The 19,327-nt window shown below is 46.9% G+C and carries 18 protein-coding genes; 13 read left to right on the top strand and 5 right to left on the bottom strand.

Going from position 1 to position 19,327, the window contains the following annotated elements; translation table 11 throughout:
* Positions 1-11: 11 nt before the first annotated feature.
* Genes ctaD through G367_RS0114335 form a run of 3 tightly spaced genes read left to right on the top strand, consistent with a single transcriptional unit; the run spans position 12 to position 3,044 of the window.
* Complete coding sequence (ctaD, locus tag G367_RS0114345) at positions 12-1,562, top strand: cytochrome c oxidase subunit I (protein ID WP_020413836.1); 1,551 nt, start codon at positions 12-14, stop codon at positions 1,560-1,562.
* A 14-nt stretch (positions 1,563-1,576) separates the two neighbouring features.
* Positions 1,577-2,149: a cytochrome c oxidase assembly protein gene (locus G367_RS0114340; RefSeq protein WP_020413835.1), complete on the top strand. Its 573-nt coding sequence runs from the start codon at positions 1,577-1,579 to the stop codon at positions 2,147-2,149.
* Positions 2,150-2,153: 4 nt separating this feature from the next.
* On the top strand, positions 2,154-3,044 hold the full coding sequence (locus tag G367_RS0114335; protein ID WP_020413834.1) for a cytochrome c oxidase subunit 3: 891 nt from the start codon (positions 2,154-2,156) through the stop codon (positions 3,042-3,044).
* A gap of 53 nt (positions 3,045-3,097) precedes the next feature.
* Here G367_RS0114335 and G367_RS0114330 read toward each other — a convergent pair whose 3' ends face one another.
* Positions 3,098-3,322 (bottom strand): DUF2909 domain-containing protein, encoded by a 225-nt coding sequence (locus G367_RS0114330; protein WP_020413833.1) that lies wholly within the window; start codon positions 3,320-3,322, stop codon positions 3,098-3,100.
* 32 nt (positions 3,323-3,354) lie between these two features.
* On the opposite strand from G367_RS0114330, the gene G367_RS0114325 reads away from it, so the two are divergent.
* From G367_RS0114325 to G367_RS23935, 8 genes are all read left to right on the top strand, one after another.
* Positions 3,355-4,086, top strand: a complete 732-nt coding sequence (locus tag G367_RS0114325) for an SURF1 family protein (RefSeq protein ID WP_020413832.1) — start codon at positions 3,355-3,357, stop codon at positions 4,084-4,086.
* Positions 4,087-4,108: 22 nt separating this feature from the next.
* Positions 4,109-4,750, top strand: coding sequence for a redox-active disulfide-containing membrane protein (locus G367_RS0114320; protein WP_020413831.1), 642 nt, complete (start codon positions 4,109-4,111; stop codon positions 4,748-4,750).
* Complete coding sequence (locus G367_RS0114315) at positions 4,740-5,864, top strand: COX15/CtaA family protein (RefSeq protein WP_020413830.1); 1,125 nt, start codon at positions 4,740-4,742, stop codon at positions 5,862-5,864. The genes G367_RS0114320 and G367_RS0114315 overlap by 11 nt, the downstream gene beginning before the upstream one ends.
* A gap of 44 nt (positions 5,865-5,908) precedes the next feature.
* Entirely contained in the window at positions 5,909-6,802 is an 894-nt protein-coding gene (gene cyoE / locus G367_RS0114310; protein ID WP_020413829.1) for a heme o synthase, read from the top strand.
* Positions 6,803-6,806: 4 nt separating this feature from the next.
* On the top strand, positions 6,807-7,493 hold the full coding sequence (locus G367_RS0114305) for an SCO family protein (RefSeq protein WP_020413828.1): 687 nt from the start codon (positions 6,807-6,809) through the stop codon (positions 7,491-7,493).
* Positions 7,494-7,556: 63 nt separating this feature from the next.
* Positions 7,557-8,333, top strand: coding sequence for a CPBP family intramembrane glutamic endopeptidase (locus G367_RS0114300; protein ID WP_020413827.1), 777 nt, complete (start codon positions 7,557-7,559; stop codon positions 8,331-8,333).
* Positions 8,334-8,422: 89 nt separating this feature from the next.
* Complete coding sequence (locus G367_RS0114295; RefSeq protein WP_020413826.1) at positions 8,423-9,619, top strand: dipeptidase; 1,197 nt, start codon at positions 8,423-8,425, stop codon at positions 9,617-9,619.
* A gap of 78 nt (positions 9,620-9,697) precedes the next feature.
* Positions 9,698-9,925, top strand: a complete 228-nt coding sequence (locus G367_RS23935) for a hypothetical protein (protein ID WP_026305136.1) — start codon at positions 9,698-9,700, stop codon at positions 9,923-9,925.
* A gap of 440 nt (positions 9,926-10,365) precedes the next feature.
* Here the strand turns inward: G367_RS23935 and G367_RS0114280 are convergent, their stop codons facing one another.
* The 3 genes from G367_RS0114280 to znuC form a co-directional block, all read right to left on the bottom strand.
* Positions 10,366-12,981: a TonB-dependent receptor gene (locus tag G367_RS0114280; RefSeq protein WP_020413823.1), complete on the bottom strand. Its 2,616-nt coding sequence runs from the start codon at positions 12,979-12,981 to the stop codon at positions 10,366-10,368.
* A gap of 224 nt (positions 12,982-13,205) precedes the next feature.
* On the bottom strand, positions 13,206-14,015 hold the full coding sequence (locus tag G367_RS0114275; RefSeq protein WP_020413822.1) for an iron chelate uptake ABC transporter family permease subunit: 810 nt from the start codon (positions 14,013-14,015) through the stop codon (positions 13,206-13,208).
* Entirely contained in the window at positions 14,016-14,846 is an 831-nt protein-coding gene (gene znuC / locus G367_RS0114270; protein ID WP_020413821.1) for a zinc ABC transporter ATP-binding protein ZnuC, read from the bottom strand. It abuts the gene before it with no gap.
* A gap of 106 nt (positions 14,847-14,952) precedes the next feature.
* Between znuC and G367_RS0114265 the strand changes: the two genes are divergently transcribed.
* Complete coding sequence (locus tag G367_RS0114265) at positions 14,953-15,858, top strand: metal ABC transporter substrate-binding protein (protein WP_157533527.1); 906 nt, start codon at positions 14,953-14,955, stop codon at positions 15,856-15,858.
* Positions 15,859-15,933: 75 nt separating this feature from the next.
* Here the strand turns inward: G367_RS0114265 and G367_RS0114260 are convergent, their stop codons facing one another.
* Complete coding sequence (locus tag G367_RS0114260) at positions 15,934-16,230, bottom strand: hypothetical protein (RefSeq protein WP_157533526.1); 297 nt, start codon at positions 16,228-16,230, stop codon at positions 15,934-15,936.
* Positions 16,231-16,574: 344 nt separating this feature from the next.
* Here G367_RS0114260 and polA point away from each other — a divergent pair, with 344 nt between their 5' ends.
* Entirely contained in the window at positions 16,575-19,313 is a 2,739-nt protein-coding gene (gene polA / locus G367_RS0114255) for a DNA polymerase I (protein WP_020413818.1), read from the top strand.
* Positions 19,314-19,327 lie beyond the last annotated feature (14 nt).

The following is a 19,327-nucleotide window of genomic DNA, read 5'->3' as shown; positions in this document are numbered from 1 at the left end:
GGAAATTTAGCATGGCACATGGTCCTCAAGCTGGATTAAAGCGGTGGCTTTACACCACAAATCATAAAGACATAGGTACCCTTTACCTATGGTTTAGTTTTGCAATGTTTTTCTTGGGCGGGTGTATGGCGCTGGTGATTCGCGCCGAGCTGTTTGAACCGGGCCTGCAGATTGTGCAACCCGAGTTTTTTAACCAAATGACCACGATGCATGGGCTTATCATGGTATTCGGTGCAGTTATGCCGGCTTTTGTAGGCCTTGCCAACTGGATGATCCCGATGATGATCGGCGCTCCGGATATGGCTTTGCCACGTATGAATAACTGGAGCTTCTGGATATTACCTTTTGGGTTCGCGATGCTCGCATCCACACTCTTTATGGAGGGCGGTGCCCCTAATTTTGGCTGGACTTTTTATGCGCCTCTCTCCACTGAGTACGCACCACCCAGCGTAACCTTCTTTATTTTTTCTGTGCATATCCTTGGTGCCTCCTCGATCATGGGAGCTATTAATATTATTGCCACCATCTTGAATATGCGCGCACCTGGCATGACATTGATGAAAATGCCGCTATTTGTTTGGACTTGGCTGATCACTGCATACCTTTTAATTGCCGTGATGCCTGTTCTCGCAGGTGTGGTAACTATGATGTTGATGGATATTCACTTTGGAACCAGCTTTTTTAGTGCTGCTGGCGGTGGAGATCCTGTGTTATTCCAGCATGTATTCTGGTTCTTTGGGCATCCTGAGGTTTACATTATGATTTTGCCGGCATTCGGCATTATCTCGGCAATTATCCCTACTTTTGCCCGCAAGCCGCTATTTGGCTATAGCTCCATGGTATACGCCACTGCGGCGATCGCTTTTCTGAGCCTGATTGTATGGGCGCATCATATGTTCACTGTGGGTATGCCAATCGCCGGTGAACTTTTCTTTATGTACGCAACGATGCTGATCTCAGTACCTACTGGTGTAAAGATATTTAACTGGGTATCCACTATGTTCCGTGGATCAATGACTTTTGAGACCCCGATGCTGTTTGCAATCGCATTTATTATCCTGTTTGCGATTGGTGGATTTTCAGGATTGATGTTGGCGATCGCTCCAGCAGATTTTCAGTATCACGACACCTACTTTGTAGTAGCTCACTTCCACTATGTTCTTGTCCCAGGAGCTATATTCTCCATTACCGCGGCTGTTTATTATTGGCTGCCTAAGTGGACGGGCAATATGTACAACGAGACCATGGGTAAAGTGCACTTCTGGCTGGCTTTTATCGGTTTGAATCTCACGTTTTTCCCTATGCACTTTGTTGGTCTCGCCGGTATGCCAAGACGAATCCCGGATTACGCATTGCAATTTGCCGACTTTAACCAGATGGCCAGTATAGGAGCCTTCCTCTTTGGTGCGGCACAGGTGGTATTTCTGTTTAATGTGGTACGCACTGTAATGGGGGGTAAAAAGGCTACCGAGCAGGTTTGGGATAACCCACAGGGGTTGGAGTGGACTGTACCTTCACCGGCTCCATACCATACTTTCAGTACGCCGCCGGTTGTTCGTTAATCTTTGGATAGCTAATGAGAATCAGCAAAAATAGCAAAGTTACTGCGAAACTGCTGGCGCTAGCCGCCAGCATGCTGGTATTCGCTATATTTGTTATGCCGCCTCTCTACGACGCTTTTTGTGAAATTACTGGTTTAAACGGTAAAACAGGAGGGCGTTACGAGGCCGTGCCTGCAGCCATAGATACCAGCAGGTCAATCACAGTCCAGTTTGTAGCGAGTAATAATGACAATATGCCATGGAAATTCTCTCCCAGTGTTATGTCGATAGAAGTACACCCGGGTGAGATCATGGATACTGTTTTTCTCGCATTTAACCCTACCAAAGTGGATATGATCGGCCAGGCTATTCCAAGCTTGGTACCGTTTAAGGCAGCGCAATATTTCCATAAAACCGAGTGCTTCTGTTTTAATCAGCAAAAGCTAAAAGCAGGGGAGAAAGCGGAGCTACCTCTTAGATTTATTGTCGATCCAGATATACCTAAAAATGTAAAAACCATAACCCTTTCCTACACGCTGTTCGATGTTACGGAAAGAATTTCTAAAAATGTCGATAAAAATAATACCAAGTCCGCGCGAGAGGGATAAAAATATGGCTACTGAAAGCAGTTACTATGTACCCGAACAGTCTAGGCTGCCAATATTTGCCACCATTGGTTTGTTTTTGATTGCTTTTGGTGCTGCAAATTGGATCAATGGTGGCAGTTCTTATGTTTTCTTTACTGGTGCGCTTACCCTGGCGACTGTGCTGTGGTTCTGGTTTGCTGCTGTCATTAAGGAAAATATGGCAGGTTTGAATAGTGAACAATTGAAGCGATCTTATGTATGGGGGATGGGTTGGTTTATTTTCTCTGAAGTTATGTTCTTTGCGGCATTTTTTGGAGCATTGTATTACATAAGAAATTTTTCTGTCCCCTGGCTCGCAGGAGAGGGAGAAAATGGTATTTCCAATATGTTGTGGGAAGGTTTTGAAAATACCTGGCCACTCTATGTGACTCCAGATGCAGCAGCCCATGGTGATACTGCAAAATTTATAGGGCCAAAAGATGTTATTGATCCTTGGCACCTTCCATTGTGGAATACACTCATTCTGCTGACTTCCAGTGTCACAGTTCACTTCGCTCATGTTTTTCTTAAAAAAGGTGAGCGTGGAAAGTTCAATGCATGGTTGGGAATTACAGTAATTCTTGGAGCCGTATTTTTGTACCTACAGGCGAAAGAATACTATGAAGCATATCAGCACTTAGGGCTTACGTTAGAATCCGGAATTTATGGCACTACATTTTTTATGTTGACCGGATTTCATGGTGCCCATGTGACCCTGGGGACCATCATGTTATTAATTATGTTGTTGCGATCTGTAATTGCTCAGCACTTTAAACCTAATGATCACTTTGGTTTTGAAGCAGCGAGCTGGTACTGGCATTTTGTAGATGTTGTTTGGGTTGGCCTCTTTATCTTTGTCTATGTTCTTGGAGCTTAGAATCGTTGTATCTTTGATTCCCCCTTTACAGAAGTAGAAGGGGAATCAAAGAATTAATATTTGTCTGCCCAAGGTGCGCTCTTAGCGAGAATTCCACTCTCGAAACCGTACCAAATAGCTAATAAGAGTAAAGCGGCAAGGGAAATTCTGATTCCCAATGCATACAGCGTACGCTTTGATTGGGGGGCTCCCATATCCCGTAGTAGAAAAAACAAAGCACTGGAAAGGCTGACCAGTACCGCAAGAAATAGAACCACAATAACTATCTTCAGCCACATATTATTATTTTCCATCAGTGATGTAGTAACGTATGAGAGTAGAGATACCATCAGTTCCTACGAAAAATACCAGTGTAACACTGATTCGTAACTGGCCTATAACCCTCTTCTCAATAGGCTTGTTTCCAATTTTAGTCTCATTGGGATTTTGGCAATTGGAGCGAGCAGAATATAAAGAAACCATTCGCGAAGAGATTGATGCGAGGTTGTCCTTACAACCGGTAAGACCTGATGCAAATTCAGTTTTAAGAAGATTTACTCCAGTAAGTTTGTCGGGGCAGTACACCGGAGAATACTTCTTATTGGATAACCGGACTCGAAGTGGACGGGCAGGTTATGAAGTCTTACAGGTTTTTATATCCGCCGACCAAAGGTGGTTGATAAACCGTGGATGGATACCCTTATCAATGAACCGAGATGTACTTCCAAAAGTTTTTTATCCAAAGAACCCTATAAAAATTATAGGTTTTCTCTATCCTGTTGCAAAAAAAACTTTAAATAATCTGTCTGCTCAAGAAAAAAATCGGCGAATACAGTTACTCGATAAAAATCTGATGAAAAAACTAGATCTATATGATGCATCTTGGGTGATCAGACTTAGTGCCGATTCAAATTCTGCATTAGTAACTGACTGGAATTTCATTAAAAATAGTGCAGAGCGTCATAGAGCATACTCCGTACAATGGTTCTGTATGGCAATAGCTTTGGTAATTTTATGGGTGTTCGCGGCTACCAATTTTGGTAGGCTCTTTGGATATAAATAGAAATAAATGAAGGGTTGCTGGAGTGGAAAATAAAGAACAAGTCTCTACCTCTGAATATGCTAGTAAAACTACCAGCTATTTTTCTTCCAGAAAGTTGCAAGGGATATCAATTGTTGCATCTGTCCTGTTGCCCATGATTGCAGCATATATTGTTTTCTATACCGGACTTGGTATACCCAACAAAACTACTAATCAGGGAGAATTAATTCAACCTCCAATAAAAATTAATAATCTCAAAGTGTCTTATCAAGGTGAAGAAGAGATATTTCCATTAGATGCGTCTCCAAAATGGCGGTACCTGATTATTGGAGGATCAAAGTGTAGCAATGAGTGTGAACAACTTCTGTATACCAGTCGTCAGGTGCATATACGCCTTGGCGAAAAAGCACACCGAGTGGAGCGGCTTCTAGTAACTGGTGCACCAATGTCTCTTGAAAAACAAGAATATTTTAGGGTTGAACATCCACGTCTGAAAATTCTGCAATTGAACGAGAATAGCATCCGAACATTACAGGAATTGGCAGCCCTTCAGAATGTAGATGAAGTCAAAGCGCTTCTCATTGACCAGGAAGGCTTCGCTATGATGGCTTATGACAACCATCATAGCGGCAATCAGTTGTTGAAAGATATTAAACGATTATTGAAGTACTCCTATGAGAAATAAAAAGGATCAGGGGATGGAGTCGACAACTAATAGGAATAGTAATGCACGTCCGAATTTTGGGTTACGTTCAAAAGTGGCGTTGGCGGGCTGTATTTTGGCAGTAGTAGTGGTCGTTTTAGGTGCATTTACTAGATTGGTTGATGCTGGCTTAGGTTGCCCCGATTGGCCTGGTTGTTATGGACACCTCACTTGGCCAGATGAGGCTCATGAAATTCAGTCTGCCAATAAAGCCTTTCCAGATGCTCCTGTGGATGGCAGCAAAACCTGGCCAGAGATGGTTCACCGCTACTTTGCAGGGATACTTTTATTGGTGGTTGCTACTTTGACTTACTTGAGTTGGCGTAGCCCAAATAAACGCACGCTTAAGCAAACTAATTTGTTGATGGCTCTTATTGTTTTGCAAGCAATATTTGGGATGTGGACTGTAACGTTAAAACTCTGGCCGCAAGTGGTTACCGCTCACCTATTGGGAGGCATGGCCACATTGTCTATGTTATGGCTTTTGATAGAACGTATGAGAAAAACCCCCATTTATATTCCGGTGGATAAATACCGTGCTCTACAGAGGTTACGTCCGCTAGCGTTTTTGGCCGTTTTAGTTATCGTATTGCAGATCGCTTTGGGTGGATGGACAAGCTCCAATTACGCAGCACTCGCATGTCCGGACTTTCCTACCTGCCATGGAGAGTGGTGGCCACAGGCTGACTTCCAAGAGGGATTTAATATTACTCAACAAATAGGGCCGAACTATTTGGGGGGGGCTTTGGAGAGTGATGCACGTACGGCTATCCATCTTAGTCATCGGATCGGCGCTCTACTGGTGACCTTGGTAGTGTTCACGTTGGCGATACTGAATTGGAGAGTAGGTCTACATCGTTGGGCACTGATTCTAAGTGGACTTCTTTTATTTCAGTTAGGTCTGGGTATAGCAAATGTCATTATGTTTTTACCTTTACCTATTGCAGTTGCACATAACGCGGGTGCGGCCTTACTACTGTTAGTCACTTTGACTTTTTATTATCGTATTCAGATTGTTCAACCATCGGGTATAGAAGATAGTGAAGCTCAAACTAATTTAGTATTACCAAGGTCTGCTCTGACTGGCGAACTTTAACAAGAATAGGTTCATATCAGGGAAGTTAGGGGATCAATAATATTATGACCATACAAACTGCTAAATTAAATTCAACAAACTGGCGTGACTACTACGAGCTGACTAAACCTCGAGTAGTTATGCTAATGATACTAACTTCAGTAATTGGTATGTTACTTGCGGTGCCGGGTATGGTGCCATTGCATACTTTGATATTGGGGAATATTGGGATTGCACTATGTGCTGGGAGTGCTGCAACAATTAATCATTTAGTTGATCGGTATATCGATACTAAAATGGCGCGCACCAGTAACAGACCAGTAGCGAAGGGGAGGGTTGAGCCACATAAGGCACTGGTTTTCTCCCTGGTACTTGGACTTCTTGGTATGGTTGTGCTTTTGGTTTTTATAAACGCTTTAACTGCCTGGCTCACACTCATATCGCTATTGGGTTATGCAGTTATTTATACTATGTTCCTTAAGCATGCCACTCCACAAAATATTGTAATTGGCGGCCTTGCCGGGGCTGCGCCGCCTTTACTTGGTTGGACGGCGGTTACTGGTGAAATCCATGGCCATGCCTTGTTGCTTGTGCTGATAATTTTTGCCTGGACCCCACCACATTTCTGGGCGTTGGCAGTACATAGGAAGGATGATTATGCCAGAGCTAATGTTCCTATGCTTCCTGTTACCCATGGTGTGCCATATACCAATTTGCATATTTTGCTGTATACATTCATCTTATTCGCAGTAAGTCTTTTACCCTTTGCCACTGCTATGCTGGGTTGGCTTTACCTCTTGGGTGCGATTGTACTTGGCTTGGGATTTATTTATTGGAGCCTGGTAATGTTGCGTGGCAGAGATCCCAATGCAGGCATAGAGACATTTAGGTATTCCATTATTTATTTGATGGCACTTTTTGGCATTATGTTGCTAGATCACTACTTAATAGCGGTGTAAGAATATGAATCATAGTGGATTAAATAATAATGATATGCTAACTGAGCAACGTCAGAAACGTGGTATTCGTGTCACAATTGCTATTTTACTGTTATTCATAGTAGCAGTATTAGTCGGCTTTGTTCATAAGTTGAGCCAGCCACGAGTAATAACAGATTCCGAATTGCGATTAAATGGTGCGGTAAAACTTCAGAAGGCAAGGATATTAGATAATTTTCAGTTGGTTTCAGATACTGGAGAAGTATTTCATACCGATAGTCTAAAAGGCCAATGGACTTTAGTTTTTTTTGGTTTCACACACTGCCCAGATATTTGTCCTACCACATTATCCACTTTAAATAGTTTTTATCAGCTCCTTGACGGTAATACCCGGAGTAATACCGAAATAATTCTGGTCACTGTTGATCCGGCCAGGGATAATCCAAAAATTTTACATGATTATGTACGTTATTTTAACAAAGAGTTCCATGGAATTACTGGGGATTTTTTTGAAATAAAGCGTTTTGCTAGCCAACTCAATGTTCCTTTCAACAAAGTAATGCTGGATGAGGGCGGTTATACGGTTGATCATGGTTCTCAGGTGGTGTTAATAAACCCCCTTGGCCATTATCATGCTTTTTTTAAGGCACCTTTGGATCCTGCTAAATTAAAATTAACTTATCGCTCAATTCGGGCGACATTTAACGGATGATTTTCAGTTACATTCATTATATTTAAAGAGGGGGAGGATCGCTTTCCAAACGGTGAGCTGAAGATGCGAAATAGTATTTCTGAGACTAGAAATTTATTAGATAGAGAAGATATTCCCTGGGGAGCACCAGCTCTTTTATCTCTGTGTGTAATTCCTTTTGGTTGGGCGGGTCTGCTAGCACCAGTTATCTGGTTTGTATTGATAGGGTTGGAAGTAAGTAAAGGTTGGCGGCGCTTTACCCTATATTTTATTGCGGTGATTTCTATGCTAGTGGCTGCTTCTAATATCATTCCTGGCAGTAATCGCTTACACGTCTTGCCACCTTATTCAGATAGTAGTGGAAATCTCATATATGCTGGTTTTAATGGCGGTAAAGCAATTGTTTCAATTGCAATACTCGCTTTTATGTTACGATTACGTCAGACGATAAGAATTTCTGATCTCCGCTATCTACTCTTGGCTATTATTCCTGTAATTACAGGTATGTTCCTTTATGGTCCATCGATAAAATTATCTTGGGTAATTTTTTTTGCCGCGCTTATTAACTTAATTATTGTTTGTGTTAGTGAGGAAGGTTTTTTCCGTTGGATATTACAGAGAGGTCAGGAGGAGGGGCTGGGCCGCTTACGATGGATTTCCGTTCCTATTATTGCAACTCTGTTTGTTCTACTACACACTGGCTGGTCGGCCAATTCTGCTGCTGTTTTGTTATTGGGGATCGCCTCATTATGCTATGCCATACTGTGGTATATGTTTAGAAACTTTTGGATCTGTGTGTTGGCACATTGGGGGGTTAATTTCCTCCATATGCTAACTCTTCCTTATCCGTTGCCTGGCTAATTGATGAATAACAAGCCTTTTAAAACTGATAAATTATCCTGTAAAAAATTGATTAGTCTGGGTGATAATTGAATTCTGGAATTTATTTTATGAAAAAGTGTTCTCTTCTTCTGATAATACTGTTGACTGCTTGTAGTAACGAAACAAATGTTGACTTGCAGACTCGGGCACGAAAACTGGTTCAAGAAAATATTTTGATTGATGGTCACATTGATGTTCCTTATCGTTTATCTAAGGAAAATGTGGATGTTGGGTTATCGACTACAGGAGGCGATTTTGACTTTCCAAGAGCGAAAAGTGGAGGTTTAAATGCGCCCTTTATGTCGATTTATATCCCGGCAGAAAAAGAGAAAGATGGTAGCGCTAGAGCGTATGCGGATCAGTTAATAGATAATGTTGAAGAACTGGTGGGCAAACACCCTGATAAATTTGCTATTCCTATGTCCTTGAATCAATTGAATAGACAGGTAGCACAGGGCAAGCTCTCCTTCCCTCTAGGAATGGAAAATGGTGCTGCTATTGACGGTAGTATCGAAAACCTCAGGCATTTCTATAATCGAGGGGTGAGATATATCACTCTGACTCACTCAAAGAGTAATCATATCTCTGATTCCTCCTACGATAAAGAGCGCCCTTGGCAGGGGCTAAGTGATTTTGGTAAGCAATTAGTTCAGGAAATGAATGTACTGGGTGTCATGGTTGATGTATCTCATATTTCTGATCAAGCTTTCTGGCAGGTACTGGAGATTTCCCAAGTTCCTGTAATAGCTTCTCATTCATCAGCGAGGCACTTTACGCCTGATTTTGAGCGCAATATGAGTGATGAAATGATCAAGGCCCTCGCCAAAAAGGATGGCGTAATAATGATTAATTTTGGTTCAACGTTTATCAGCGCCAAGTCCAGAACATCTTATGCTGAAATTAATTCGGCGGTCGATAATTTTATAAAGGAGAGAAACTTAGTAAAAGAAAATACTGAGGTGAAAAAATATACAGAAAAATTACAAAAAGATAAATTCATTTACGCAGATCTAAATGATGTCCTCGATCACTTTGATCATATTCGAGATTTAGTAGGTGTTGATCACATAGGAATCGGTTCTGATTTTGACGGCGTTGGAGATAGTTTACCCGTCGGCTTGAAAGACGTATCTGAATATCCTAATTTGGTTCTTGGTCTGTTGAAACGTGGTTATAGCAATGACGATATTAGAAAGATTCTTGGGGGTAATTTATTACGTGTTTGGCAGAGGAATGAAGATTTTTCTGCCATGCAGAAGATTTGAGTGCCTGTTGAAGCCTCATTATTAAACTATGCTGTCACTAGTTTATTCTCTCAGATGTCATAGCGGATAGTAAATCTGTTGAAGAAAAAGACCGACACCGTTAGTCGTTCTAAGAAATTCCGATTGGTAATTGGTTGGATCGGATTGTTGGTAGCTATGCCATTTTTCTTCTGGGCTTTGTTTGGCCTTTTGGGAATGGTTCCTTCAATACTTCAAGTTTTTGGAATAACAGGGATGCGAATACCTGCAAGCATTACAATAATCGGTTTGTTAATGGCGGCTGTTGGATTTTGGGATTATGACTAGCGTAAAGGGGAAATAAAGTGCTAAAAATGTCTGATCTTTTTATCATGTTGGCAGTTTTCATATCTTTTTTCCTGTCGGGGTTCTTATGGTTCAATGGATATAAAGAACAAGGAATTTTTACTGCCTTGTGGGTGCCGAGTATTTTAGGGTTTGGTATCTACTTTAAAGTGTCTGCACTACTAGCGCGCCGAGGCTAAATGTGTCTGATTCATTTATTTTAATAATTGGAATTGGCGTTTTTATTTGCCTGTTGATTGGTGTTACTTTAACTGTATATGAGTTTCATAAAGCGGGCTCAGAGTTGGTGAAAAAAAAGTCTAACGAGAATTAAGCTATAGAATTGTAAGAACTGAGTATTGTTGCGCTAGTTGATTGTTGAAAATAAAAAAGGGGAAGCTTCAAGCTTCCCCTTTTTTATTGGATCAGTGGTTACTTTTTATTTAAAAGGTGTAAGTCATCTTGCCGTAGATAAAGCGACCACGAGGATCGTGTTGGGATTCAACATAACCATACAGGTCAGTGTTTCCGTCGCCAATCGCAAATGGTGGTTCTTCATCGAATACATTGTCGGCACCCAAGCTCAGAATCATATTCTCAAAACCGGTAAAGCGTGCCTGTAGATTCATGGTCATAAATGAATCTACGGTGCGTGAGCTGTTGGTGTCATAGTCAAGGGTGCCATCGAAATCAATATCTGGCGTATCCTCAAACTCACCAATGTAACTCAGACCAGCACTGAAGCCGAAAGTATCAAAGGTCCAGTCAGCAGTAGCATTCCATCGATGCTGTGGATACTCGTATTCTCCAGCTAAATCCCTGGTGAGGAAGGCGCTGCCCTCAGAGTTCAGTTCTACTCTTTCAAACTCTGCCAGGTAGGAATAGTCCAGGCGAAGTCCTAAATCACCGCCTGCCAATTCGAGCCCACTATAAACTACGCTTAGATCTACGCCCGATACCTCTTGTTCGCCGATATTAGTGAAGCCGCTGCGAATAGATTGTAGAGCTCCCAAAGACTGACCGGCTACCGGTGTATCCCGACGGCAGATAGTGCTGCTTTGGTCATTACAGTACTTGTTGTAAAGGTAGCCAAAAGGTACTTCATCAATCTTTCCTTCTTGGGTGATATTCCAGTAATCCAGCGATAGCTGTAGGCCTTCGAGGGGTTGGAAAACACCACCGATATTGAAGGATTCTGATTCCTCAGCATCCAAGTCAGGATTTCCGGAATAAATAATGGTGTAGTCGGTCTGGTTACAATATGTATCGTTAACCTCACATCCATAGGTGTCGATGAAGAATAGAGACTCTTGTGAATCTCCAAGACCAACCTGCGCCAGTGATGGAGCACGGAACCCGGTACCCCAGGACGCGCGAAGGGATAGCATATCGTTGGCTGTCCACAGGAGGTTGGCCATGGGATTGGTGGTGCTGCCGAAATCGCTATAGTCGTCGTAGCGGCCAGCCAGGCTCAACTCAAAATTGGCTGGCAGTGGAATGGCAAACTCAACATAGGCCGAGGTGATATCCCGGCTGGCTTTGGCGGAAACTGATTCTGTACCAAAGATCAGGCCACGCTGGAACTGGTCGTCGGGGATATCTGAGGCTTTTTCCTCACGGTACTCAAGGCCTGCTGCCATGGCGATAGTCCCGTTACTGGTATCAAACAAGTCGCCATTAATGGAGAGGTCGTAAGCGGTAAGATCAGACTTGCCCTGGCGAACCAAACTGGTGGTAATCGCATCAATCACTGAATCGGGGTTTTGGACCCCACCAAAGGGGTTGTAACGCCCGGCATTGATTTCCTGCTGGAGCAGGTCGGTGCGCACCCAGCCCTGGGAACGGTCCCCGGTTTGGGTCGATTCGCTGCGTGAACGCTGTACAGAGGCTTCCCAGTCCCATTCAGCAATACTACCGCGCAGGCCGAAAACACCGCGCAAGTTGTCTGTCTCGATATCCCATTGGCGCGCACCGGCATCCACGGTGCGATAGCGGAAGATGTCCACATCCTCACCGAAAGGATTGTTGGGGTGATCGGCAGGTACATAGAGGCCTGCATCACCATCCAAGGGCGTTGGGGCTCCTTGGGCTACAGAAGTATTGTGCTGAACAGCGATTTCGCTGAAGAATTCGATATTCTCATTGAGGTCTGTATGGCCCAGCATTAACAGGCCTGTTCGCTCGGCCTCCGGGGTAATTAAGGTCCAGGGGCCGTAGTCATATACACAAACCTCGCCGGTATCACGATCCTCCGGGCAATTGGGATCAGGCAGAATGGTCCCATTGCCCAGGGTAAAGCTGCCTGGGTAACCGCGGGAAGAGCGAAAATCCATACCGCCACGTCCAGACTGATTCGCTGTATCCAGGCCGCTGCGCTCTGTACTCGCCAGGCGGCTGTTTTTGTGGTGATCCAATATAACGGTGAAATTGGAGTTTTCCCCATTGATGCCCCAAACCGCGGAGAAAGACTGCTCGTCATATCCATCTGCACTGCCATAATCCATGGATACTTCAGTGCCTTCAAAGTCCTTGCGCAGTACCAGGTTGACCACACCGGCTACCGCATCAGAGCCGTAAATAGCCGAGGCGCCATCCTTCAAGACTTCCACACGCTCAACCGCAGCCAGGGGAATACTGTTGATATCCACGAAGTTAGTGGTAATGCTTTCGGCGAAAGCGCTGATAGCGACTCGCCTGCCGTTGACCAGTACCAGGGTGGCGTCGGCGCCCATACCGCGCAAACTAACTGCCGCTGCGCCATTGGCGGTAGAGTCCTGGTTGTTGCCGCGGGTGGAAAAGGTGCCGTTACCAGCTGCGGGGTTTTTCTCAAACAGCTGCTGCAGGTTGGTGTAACCAGACCTCTCGATGCTTTCGCGATCCATTACCTGGACCGGAGTGGCATTTTCAAATTCTGAATTGCGACTGATACGGGAGCCAACAACAGTGACTTCCTCTATAGCACCTTCCTCTGCAGCAAGGAGGGTTTGCGGGGTTGTTGTTGCGGCCGCAGCCAAGATGGCGCTGGCCAATACGTTGCGACGGAGAGTGAATTTTTCCATGTTTTTGCTCAACCTTTTTATTGTCATAGTCCGTGACTGGCCCAAAGTGGCTGGTCGTCGGGCAACACTAGCAATGGCGATAAATTGAAACAATTGGCTGGAGGCGGGGCTCAGGCTTATTGGGGAAATAGGTGATATGAATCACCTTAAATAGATCATATGTGCGCCAAAATACGACAAGTGGCACTTATCGATTGATTTATACAGTGAATATTATTTTGGCGTTACTTGCTTCTGGATAGGCGTATCTGGCAGACGAGAAAAAATATTGCAGCAGCCAGGACGATAGAGGGGCCGGCGGGCGTATTCCACAAAATTGAAGCTATCAGGCCAAGTATGACGGCAAGGCAGCCGATCAGAGAGGCTAGCAGTGCCATCTGTTCCGGTGTATGGGAAAGTTTTCTAGCGGCTGCTGCGGGAATAATCAGTAATGCAGTGATTAGCAAAACACCGACTACTTTCATGGCAATAGCGATCAGTAGTGCCAGCATCAGCATCAGAGTCATGCGCACCCTTTCCACCGGTACGCCTTCGACGGAAGCCAGCTCTTCGTGCAGGGTAAAAGCCAGAAGTTTTTCCCACAGGAAGTAGAGCAGAGTCAGAATTCCCACCACCGTGATGCACATAAGTAGCAGGTCCTGACCGCCGACAGCGAGAAGGTCGCCAAGTAAAAGGGAGAGTAAGTCCACTTTTATTTTGAACAGGCTCACTGTCACTATGCCAAGGGCCAGCATCGAATGGGATAGAATGCCGAGCAGGGTATCCACTGCCAATTTCTGTCTGCGCTGTAGATACATCAACAATATTGCCAATAGACAGCAAGTGGCGCCTACAGCCAGCGTCGGCATGATATGCAGGATAAAGCCTAGAGTGACGCCGAGTAGAGCAGAGTGAGCCAGAGTGTCACCAAAGTAGGCCATGCGTCGCCATACGGCGAAGCACCCCAGGGGGCCACTTACTACAGCGACTAGCAGGCCGGCACCGAGGGCGAACCAAAGAAATTGACTGTGCAGTAATTCGCCGAATTCCACCACTTATTTTTGCTCTCTTTTTTTGCCGCTGGAGGCTGTATCGGAGTGGTCGTGGGTGCAGTCCCCTACAATCGCTATATCACCGCCTAATTTGTGCTGGTGGTTATGTTGATGGGTGTAGGGAGCCACCTTGTCACCAAAGAGTTCCAGGTATGCGGGATCCCGGCTCACCTGCTCCGGATGACCATGGCAGCAGATATGCTGGTTTAGGCAGAGCACTCTGTCTGTAGCGGCCATTACCAGATGCAGGTCATGTGAAACCAGTAGTACCCCGCAACCGAGCTCGTCGCGGAGAGTGGCGATCAGCTGATACAGCTCGCTCTGTCCACTCACGTCTACTCCCTGAGTGGGCTCATCCAACACCAGTAATTGCGGTTTGCGGGATGCGGCGCGGGCGAGGAGGACTCGCTGCATCTCGCCGCCGGAAAGGTTGGCCAGGTTGGCTTTGAGTAATAGCCCTGCTCCCACTCTATCCAGTGCCTCTTGCGCCTGAAGAGGGGTCATACTGGCTTGGCCCAGCAGCAAAAAGCGCTCGACGGACATTGGCATGGAGCTGTCGATATGCAACCGCTGGGGCATATAGCCAATGCGCAGCCCCTTTTTGCGCCAGATGTTGCCACTGGTTGGCTTAGTAAGGCCAAGTAGTAACCGCAATAATGTGGTCTTGCCGGCACCGTTCGGGCCGATCAGGGTGACAATTTCCCCCTGATCTAGCTCCAGGGAAACGTCCCTAAGCAACTGCCGGCCGGCAAGTTGTAAAGCTATGCTGTCGGCGGTAATTAGTGGCGCTGAAGAGCTCAGGTTGTTATCTCCGGAGTTGGCGGGGAAAACCATATTATGTTTGTAGGCCCTTGGATGCTTGGTTGCCAGATGCACCGAAGGGTAATCGGGCTGGCGGCTTAAGGCCGCTTGTGATTATATCGCAGTTTTGTGTCGTTAAATGTCTCCCATGTCTCTCTCTGTACGTACTTTGTTTTCTTCTGCGCTGATTGTGCTGATTTTATGCCTATTCGCTTGTGGTAAACCTCAACCTGTCGATAGGACGGAGCTGGTTGTGAGTGTGCGTCCTTTGGCATTGATTGCTCGCGAAATCGCTGGTGAGGAGACACCGGTGCGGATACTGATTCAGGGGAGTGATCCACATCATTACGCCCCTAGTGTGTCTGAGCGCGCCCTTCTGGAGCGCTCGCTACTCCTGGTATGGTTGGGGCCGCAGATGGAAGCTGTTCTCGCGAAGCAGGCGACCTTCTTGCCTGAACAAAGGCAGTTGCAACTGCTTGGCGCGGCCGACTATGAGTTCCAGGGTGCGAGTGCCACTGACCCACATGTCTGGCTGCGCCCACGTAATGCGGCGATTGCTGCGGCCCAGATAGCAGAGCGCCTGGCCGAGCTGCAGCCTCAGCGGGCCGAGATCTACCGGGCGCGGGCGCGGGATTTTTCCAAGTCTATGGCCAGCCTGCAAAAGGTGTTAGATCGGGCACTGTGGGGTTACCGCGATGTGCCGGTAGTGGTGACCCACGATGCCTATGGGCATTTCTTCGGCTCTGCCGGGGTACAAACCCATGCCCTCAGTGATAGCAGTGGCGTCAGTCACGGTGTTCGGGCAATGCTTGATCTATCCGCGGTAGATAAGGGCTGCCTATTTGGCGGGATACCGGAGAATGATCGCGACAGACAGTTGGCCCTGCATTTGGGGCTGGAGTATGCGGCTCTGGATCCTCTAGGGGAGAAATTAGCCGCCGGCGCCAGCTATCAAGACCTGATCGAGTCCCTGTTAATTCAGGCTCGTGCTTGTCTAAGCCAGATTCCTGATAATACAACCAAGCTGGGCGAAGTACCGGGTTGATGTTCAGGAGGCTTGTGGAGTTTGGAGAAGGTGCCCGGCAATAATCTTGCCGGGCATGAAAGAGGTCGGTGGTGGTTAACCAGCATTGGTGGTATCACTTTTCAATTGCTGTAATTTCTCGGCGCGCACCGCTTCGCGTTCAGCTTGCTCGCGCAGTTTTTCCAGTTGGCGCATCTGGCGTTTTAGTAAGGCTTTTTCTTGTTCCCTTGTAGCCTGCTCCAGCATCAACTCGTGCCCCTGCGTGTGTGGAAATGCCGCTGTGGCAGAATTTGCCTTTTGGGTCTTCTCCGTTTCACAGGCTGAAACCGCACCAGCCGGTGTGGCCAGAGAGTGGGCGGCAAGTATAAGAGCGGCGTACATCACTCCTCTCATAGTTAGAATCCTTCCTTTAAACATCTGATGGGTATCGTTTTCCGGAAAACAAAAGGTCCCGCGCCGCCTGCAGGCAGCCAGTTGCCAGAAGTTCCCGGGGAGATAGCGAATGGTTAAGTCGCTACCCGCAAGACTAGTAGAGACTGGAAATATGGTGAGGTTGCTGCGCCGATAGTTATCGACCTTACGTCGAGGCGAGTTGGCTTTGATGCAATGTGGGGTACAGAGGCGGCAATTGCCTGTGAAGGATCTCGATAGGCGGAAAAACTATGTGAAGGGCGTTATCCTATCAGCCTGCCATTCGCGCCAAGCGCCCTAATAAGCAAGCAAGATTCCCATAATTTATGAGTAAACAAGATACCCACGCCGCCCCTCTGATCCTGGTGGATGGCTCGTCCTACCTTTACCGCGCTTTTCATGCCCTGCCGCCACTGGCTACCACCCAGGGTAAACCCACCGGGGCAGTGCGTGGTGTGATCAGCATGCTGCGCCGCCATTTGAAGGAGCATCCGGATAGCCCTGTAGTGGTGGTATTTGATGCCAAGGGCAAGACTTTTCGCGATGAGATGTTTGCTGAGTACAAGTCCCATCGCCCGCCTATGCCCGACGATCTGCGTGAGCAGATTCAGCCGATCCACGACATCATCGACGCCATGGGACTGCCGCGCCTGGTAGTTGATGGTGTCGAGGCGGATGACGTAATCGGTACCCTGGCTTTGGAAGCCCAGCGCAAAGGTCAGGAAGTCATTATCTCCACCGGTGATAAAGATATGGCGCAACTCGTGCGCCCCGGCGTCACCCTGGTCAATACCATGTCCAACACTGAAATGGATAGTGATGGTGTTGTAAAAAAATTTGGGGTTGGGCCTGAGCTGATTATCGACTTCCTCGCCCTGATGGGAGATAAGTCCGACAACATACCCGGTGTTCCCGGAGTAGGTGAGAAAACTGCACTGGCATTGTTACAGAATCTAGGCGGAATCAAGGATATTTACGCCAATCTGGATGCTATTGCGCCTCTAGGTTTTCGCGGTGCCAAGACCCTCGGCAGGAAAATGGCCGAGCATCGCGAGGCGGCAGAGCTTTCCTACAAGCTTGCGACCATCAAAACCGATGTAGAAATGCCTTACCATCCACAGGACCTGCACAATGCTGAGCCTAATACAGAGGCATTGATAGAACTGTTTACACAAAATGAATTTCGCGGCTGGTTGGAGGAGCTGACCAGTGAGGAAGCCGATGAAGCTATGGCTGAGGCTGTTGAGCGGGATTACGTTACAGTGACGGATATGGCGGAATTTGATGCTTGGCTGCAGCAGCTAAAAGACTCAGATATGTTCGCCTTTGATACCGAAACCACGAGCCTTAACTATATGCAGGCAAAATTGGTGGGGGTGTCTTTTGCCGTTCAACCACACCGCGCCGCGTACGTTCCCCTGGCCCATGACTATATGGGGGCACCTGAGCAGTTACCCTTTGAAGAGGTTTTGCAAAAACTAAAGCCCCTGCTGGAGGATGCCAGGCAGAAAAAAGTGGGTCAGAATCTCAAGTACGATAGTCATATTCTGGCCAATTACGGCATAGAGCTCAGCGGCATCACACGGGATACCATGTTGGAATCCTATGTGCTTGATAGTACCGGCAGTCGCCATGATATGGACAGCTTGGCGCTCAAGTACCTTGGTGAGCATACGGTGCACTTTGAGGATATTGCAGGAAAAGGTGTAAAGCAGCTCACTTTCAACCAGATTGAGCTGGATAAGGCTGGCCCCTATGCGGCTGAAGACGCGGATATCACCCTACGGTTACACAATGAGTTGGATTCACGGTTGAGGCGGGAGCCAACTCTAATAAAGGTGCTCGATGAGATCGAGATGCCACTGTTGCCGGTACTCGCGCGTATGGAACGTAGTGGTGCCTATATTGATGCGAAGATGCTCGCGGAGCAGAGCGCGGAGCTTGAGCAGAAAATGCGAGAGCTGGAGCAACAGGCCTACGATGTAGCAGGTGAGGAATTTAACCTGGGCTCCACCAAGCAGCTTGGCGCCATCTTATTTGAGAAACTTCAGATTCCGGTAATTAAAAAGACCCCTAAAGGAGCACCTTCCACGGCAGAGGCGGTGCTGCAGGAGCTGGCTCATAACCATGAGCTGCCGGCCCTGATCATGCAGTACCGAGGTTTGGCAAAGTTGAAAAATACCTATACCGATAAACTGCCAAAAATGATCGACCCCAGCAGCGGGCGCGTGCATACCTCTTATCACCAGGCGGTGGCGGCCACAGGTCGGCTGTCTTCCAGTGATCCCAATTTGCAGAATATTCCTATTCGCACTGAGGAAGGACGTCGAATTCGTCGAGCTTTTACTGCCGACCCCCGAATTAATGGTGGCAGCGAAATTATCGCGGCGGATTATTCACAGATTGAGCTTCGTATCATGGCGCATTTGTCTGGCGACAGGGGGCTTCTGGATGCCTTTGCCCAGGGAGCGGATATCCACCGCGCCACCGCAGCCGAGGTCTTTGAAGTGGCTTTGGGCGAGGTGAGCGACGAACAGCGCCGCCGCGCCAAAGCGATCAACTTTGGTTTGATCTATGGCATGTCCGCTTTTGGCCTGGCAAAGCAATTGGATATTCCGCGCGGCGATGCACAGACTTATATCGATCGTTATTTCGAACGCTACCCGGGTGTGTTGCGCTATATGGAGGAAACACGTGCCCAGGCTGCAGAAAAAGGCTATGTCGAGACGCTGTTTGGTCGCCGGCTGTATCTTCCGGAAATTAATTCGCGCAATGGTATGCAGCGCCAAGCCGCTGAGCGTACAGCGATCAATGCGCCCATGCAGGGTACCGCCGCTGACATTATCAAGCGCGCTATGATCGCCGTTGATGCCTGGCTCACTGAAGAAGAGCTGTCTAGTAAGCTGATTATGCAGGTGCACGATGAACTAGTGCTTGAGGTACCCAAAGGGGAGATAGAGACAGTGGCCAATGGTTTAGTGGAACTGATGCAGGGTGCCGCCCAATTGCATGTGCCGTTAATTGTCGATGTCGGCCGTGGCAAAAGCTGGGATGAGGCCCACTGATTTTGCCTTAAAAG

The sequence above is a fragment of the Microbulbifer variabilis ATCC 700307 genome, from assembly GCF_000380565.1.
GTDB lineage: Bacteria > Pseudomonadota > Gammaproteobacteria > Pseudomonadales > Cellvibrionaceae > Microbulbifer > Microbulbifer variabilis.
This window is presented reverse-complemented; position numbering and strand designations above follow the sequence as displayed.

What these genes read in the sequence shown, in the direction of transcription:
- polA (WP_020413818.1), top strand. Translation starts at nt 16,575, where the DNA reads ATGAGTAAACAAGATACCCACGCCGCCCCTCTGATCCTGGTGGATGGC.
- G367_RS0114265 (WP_157533527.1), top strand. Translation starts at nt 14,953, where the DNA reads ATGTCTCCCATGTCTCTCTCTGTACGTACTTTGTTTTCTTCTGCGCTG.
- ctaD (WP_020413836.1), top strand. Translation starts at nt 12, where the DNA reads ATGGCACATGGTCCTCAAGCTGGATTAAAGCGGTGGCTTTACACCACA.
- G367_RS0114330 (WP_020413833.1), bottom strand. Translation starts at nt 3,322, where the DNA reads ATGTGGCTGAAGATAGTTATTGTGGTTCTATTTCTTGCGGTACTGGTC.
- cyoE (WP_020413829.1), top strand. Translation starts at nt 5,909, where the DNA reads ATGACCATACAAACTGCTAAATTAAATTCAACAAACTGGCGTGACTAC.
- G367_RS0114315 (WP_020413830.1), top strand. Translation starts at nt 4,740, where the DNA reads ATGAGAAATAAAAAGGATCAGGGGATGGAGTCGACAACTAATAGGAAT.
- G367_RS0114260 (WP_157533526.1), bottom strand. Translation starts at nt 16,230, where the DNA reads ATGAGAGGAGTGATGTACGCCGCTCTTATACTTGCCGCCCACTCTCTG.
- znuC (WP_020413821.1), bottom strand. Translation starts at nt 14,846, where the DNA reads ATGGTTTTCCCCGCCAACTCCGGAGATAACAACCTGAGCTCTTCAGCG.
- G367_RS0114340 (WP_020413835.1), top strand. Translation starts at nt 1,577, where the DNA reads ATGAGAATCAGCAAAAATAGCAAAGTTACTGCGAAACTGCTGGCGCTA.
- G367_RS0114335 (WP_020413834.1), top strand. Translation starts at nt 2,154, where the DNA reads ATGGCTACTGAAAGCAGTTACTATGTACCCGAACAGTCTAGGCTGCCA.
- G367_RS0114305 (WP_020413828.1), top strand. Translation starts at nt 6,807, where the DNA reads ATGAATCATAGTGGATTAAATAATAATGATATGCTAACTGAGCAACGT.
- G367_RS0114325 (WP_020413832.1), top strand. Translation starts at nt 3,355, where the DNA reads ATGAGAGTAGAGATACCATCAGTTCCTACGAAAAATACCAGTGTAACA.
- G367_RS0114280 (WP_020413823.1), bottom strand. Translation starts at nt 12,981, where the DNA reads ATGGAAAAATTCACTCTCCGTCGCAACGTATTGGCCAGCGCCATCTTG.
- G367_RS0114300 (WP_020413827.1), top strand. Translation starts at nt 7,557, where the DNA reads ATGCGAAATAGTATTTCTGAGACTAGAAATTTATTAGATAGAGAAGAT.
- G367_RS0114295 (WP_020413826.1), top strand. Translation starts at nt 8,423, where the DNA reads ATGAAAAAGTGTTCTCTTCTTCTGATAATACTGTTGACTGCTTGTAGT.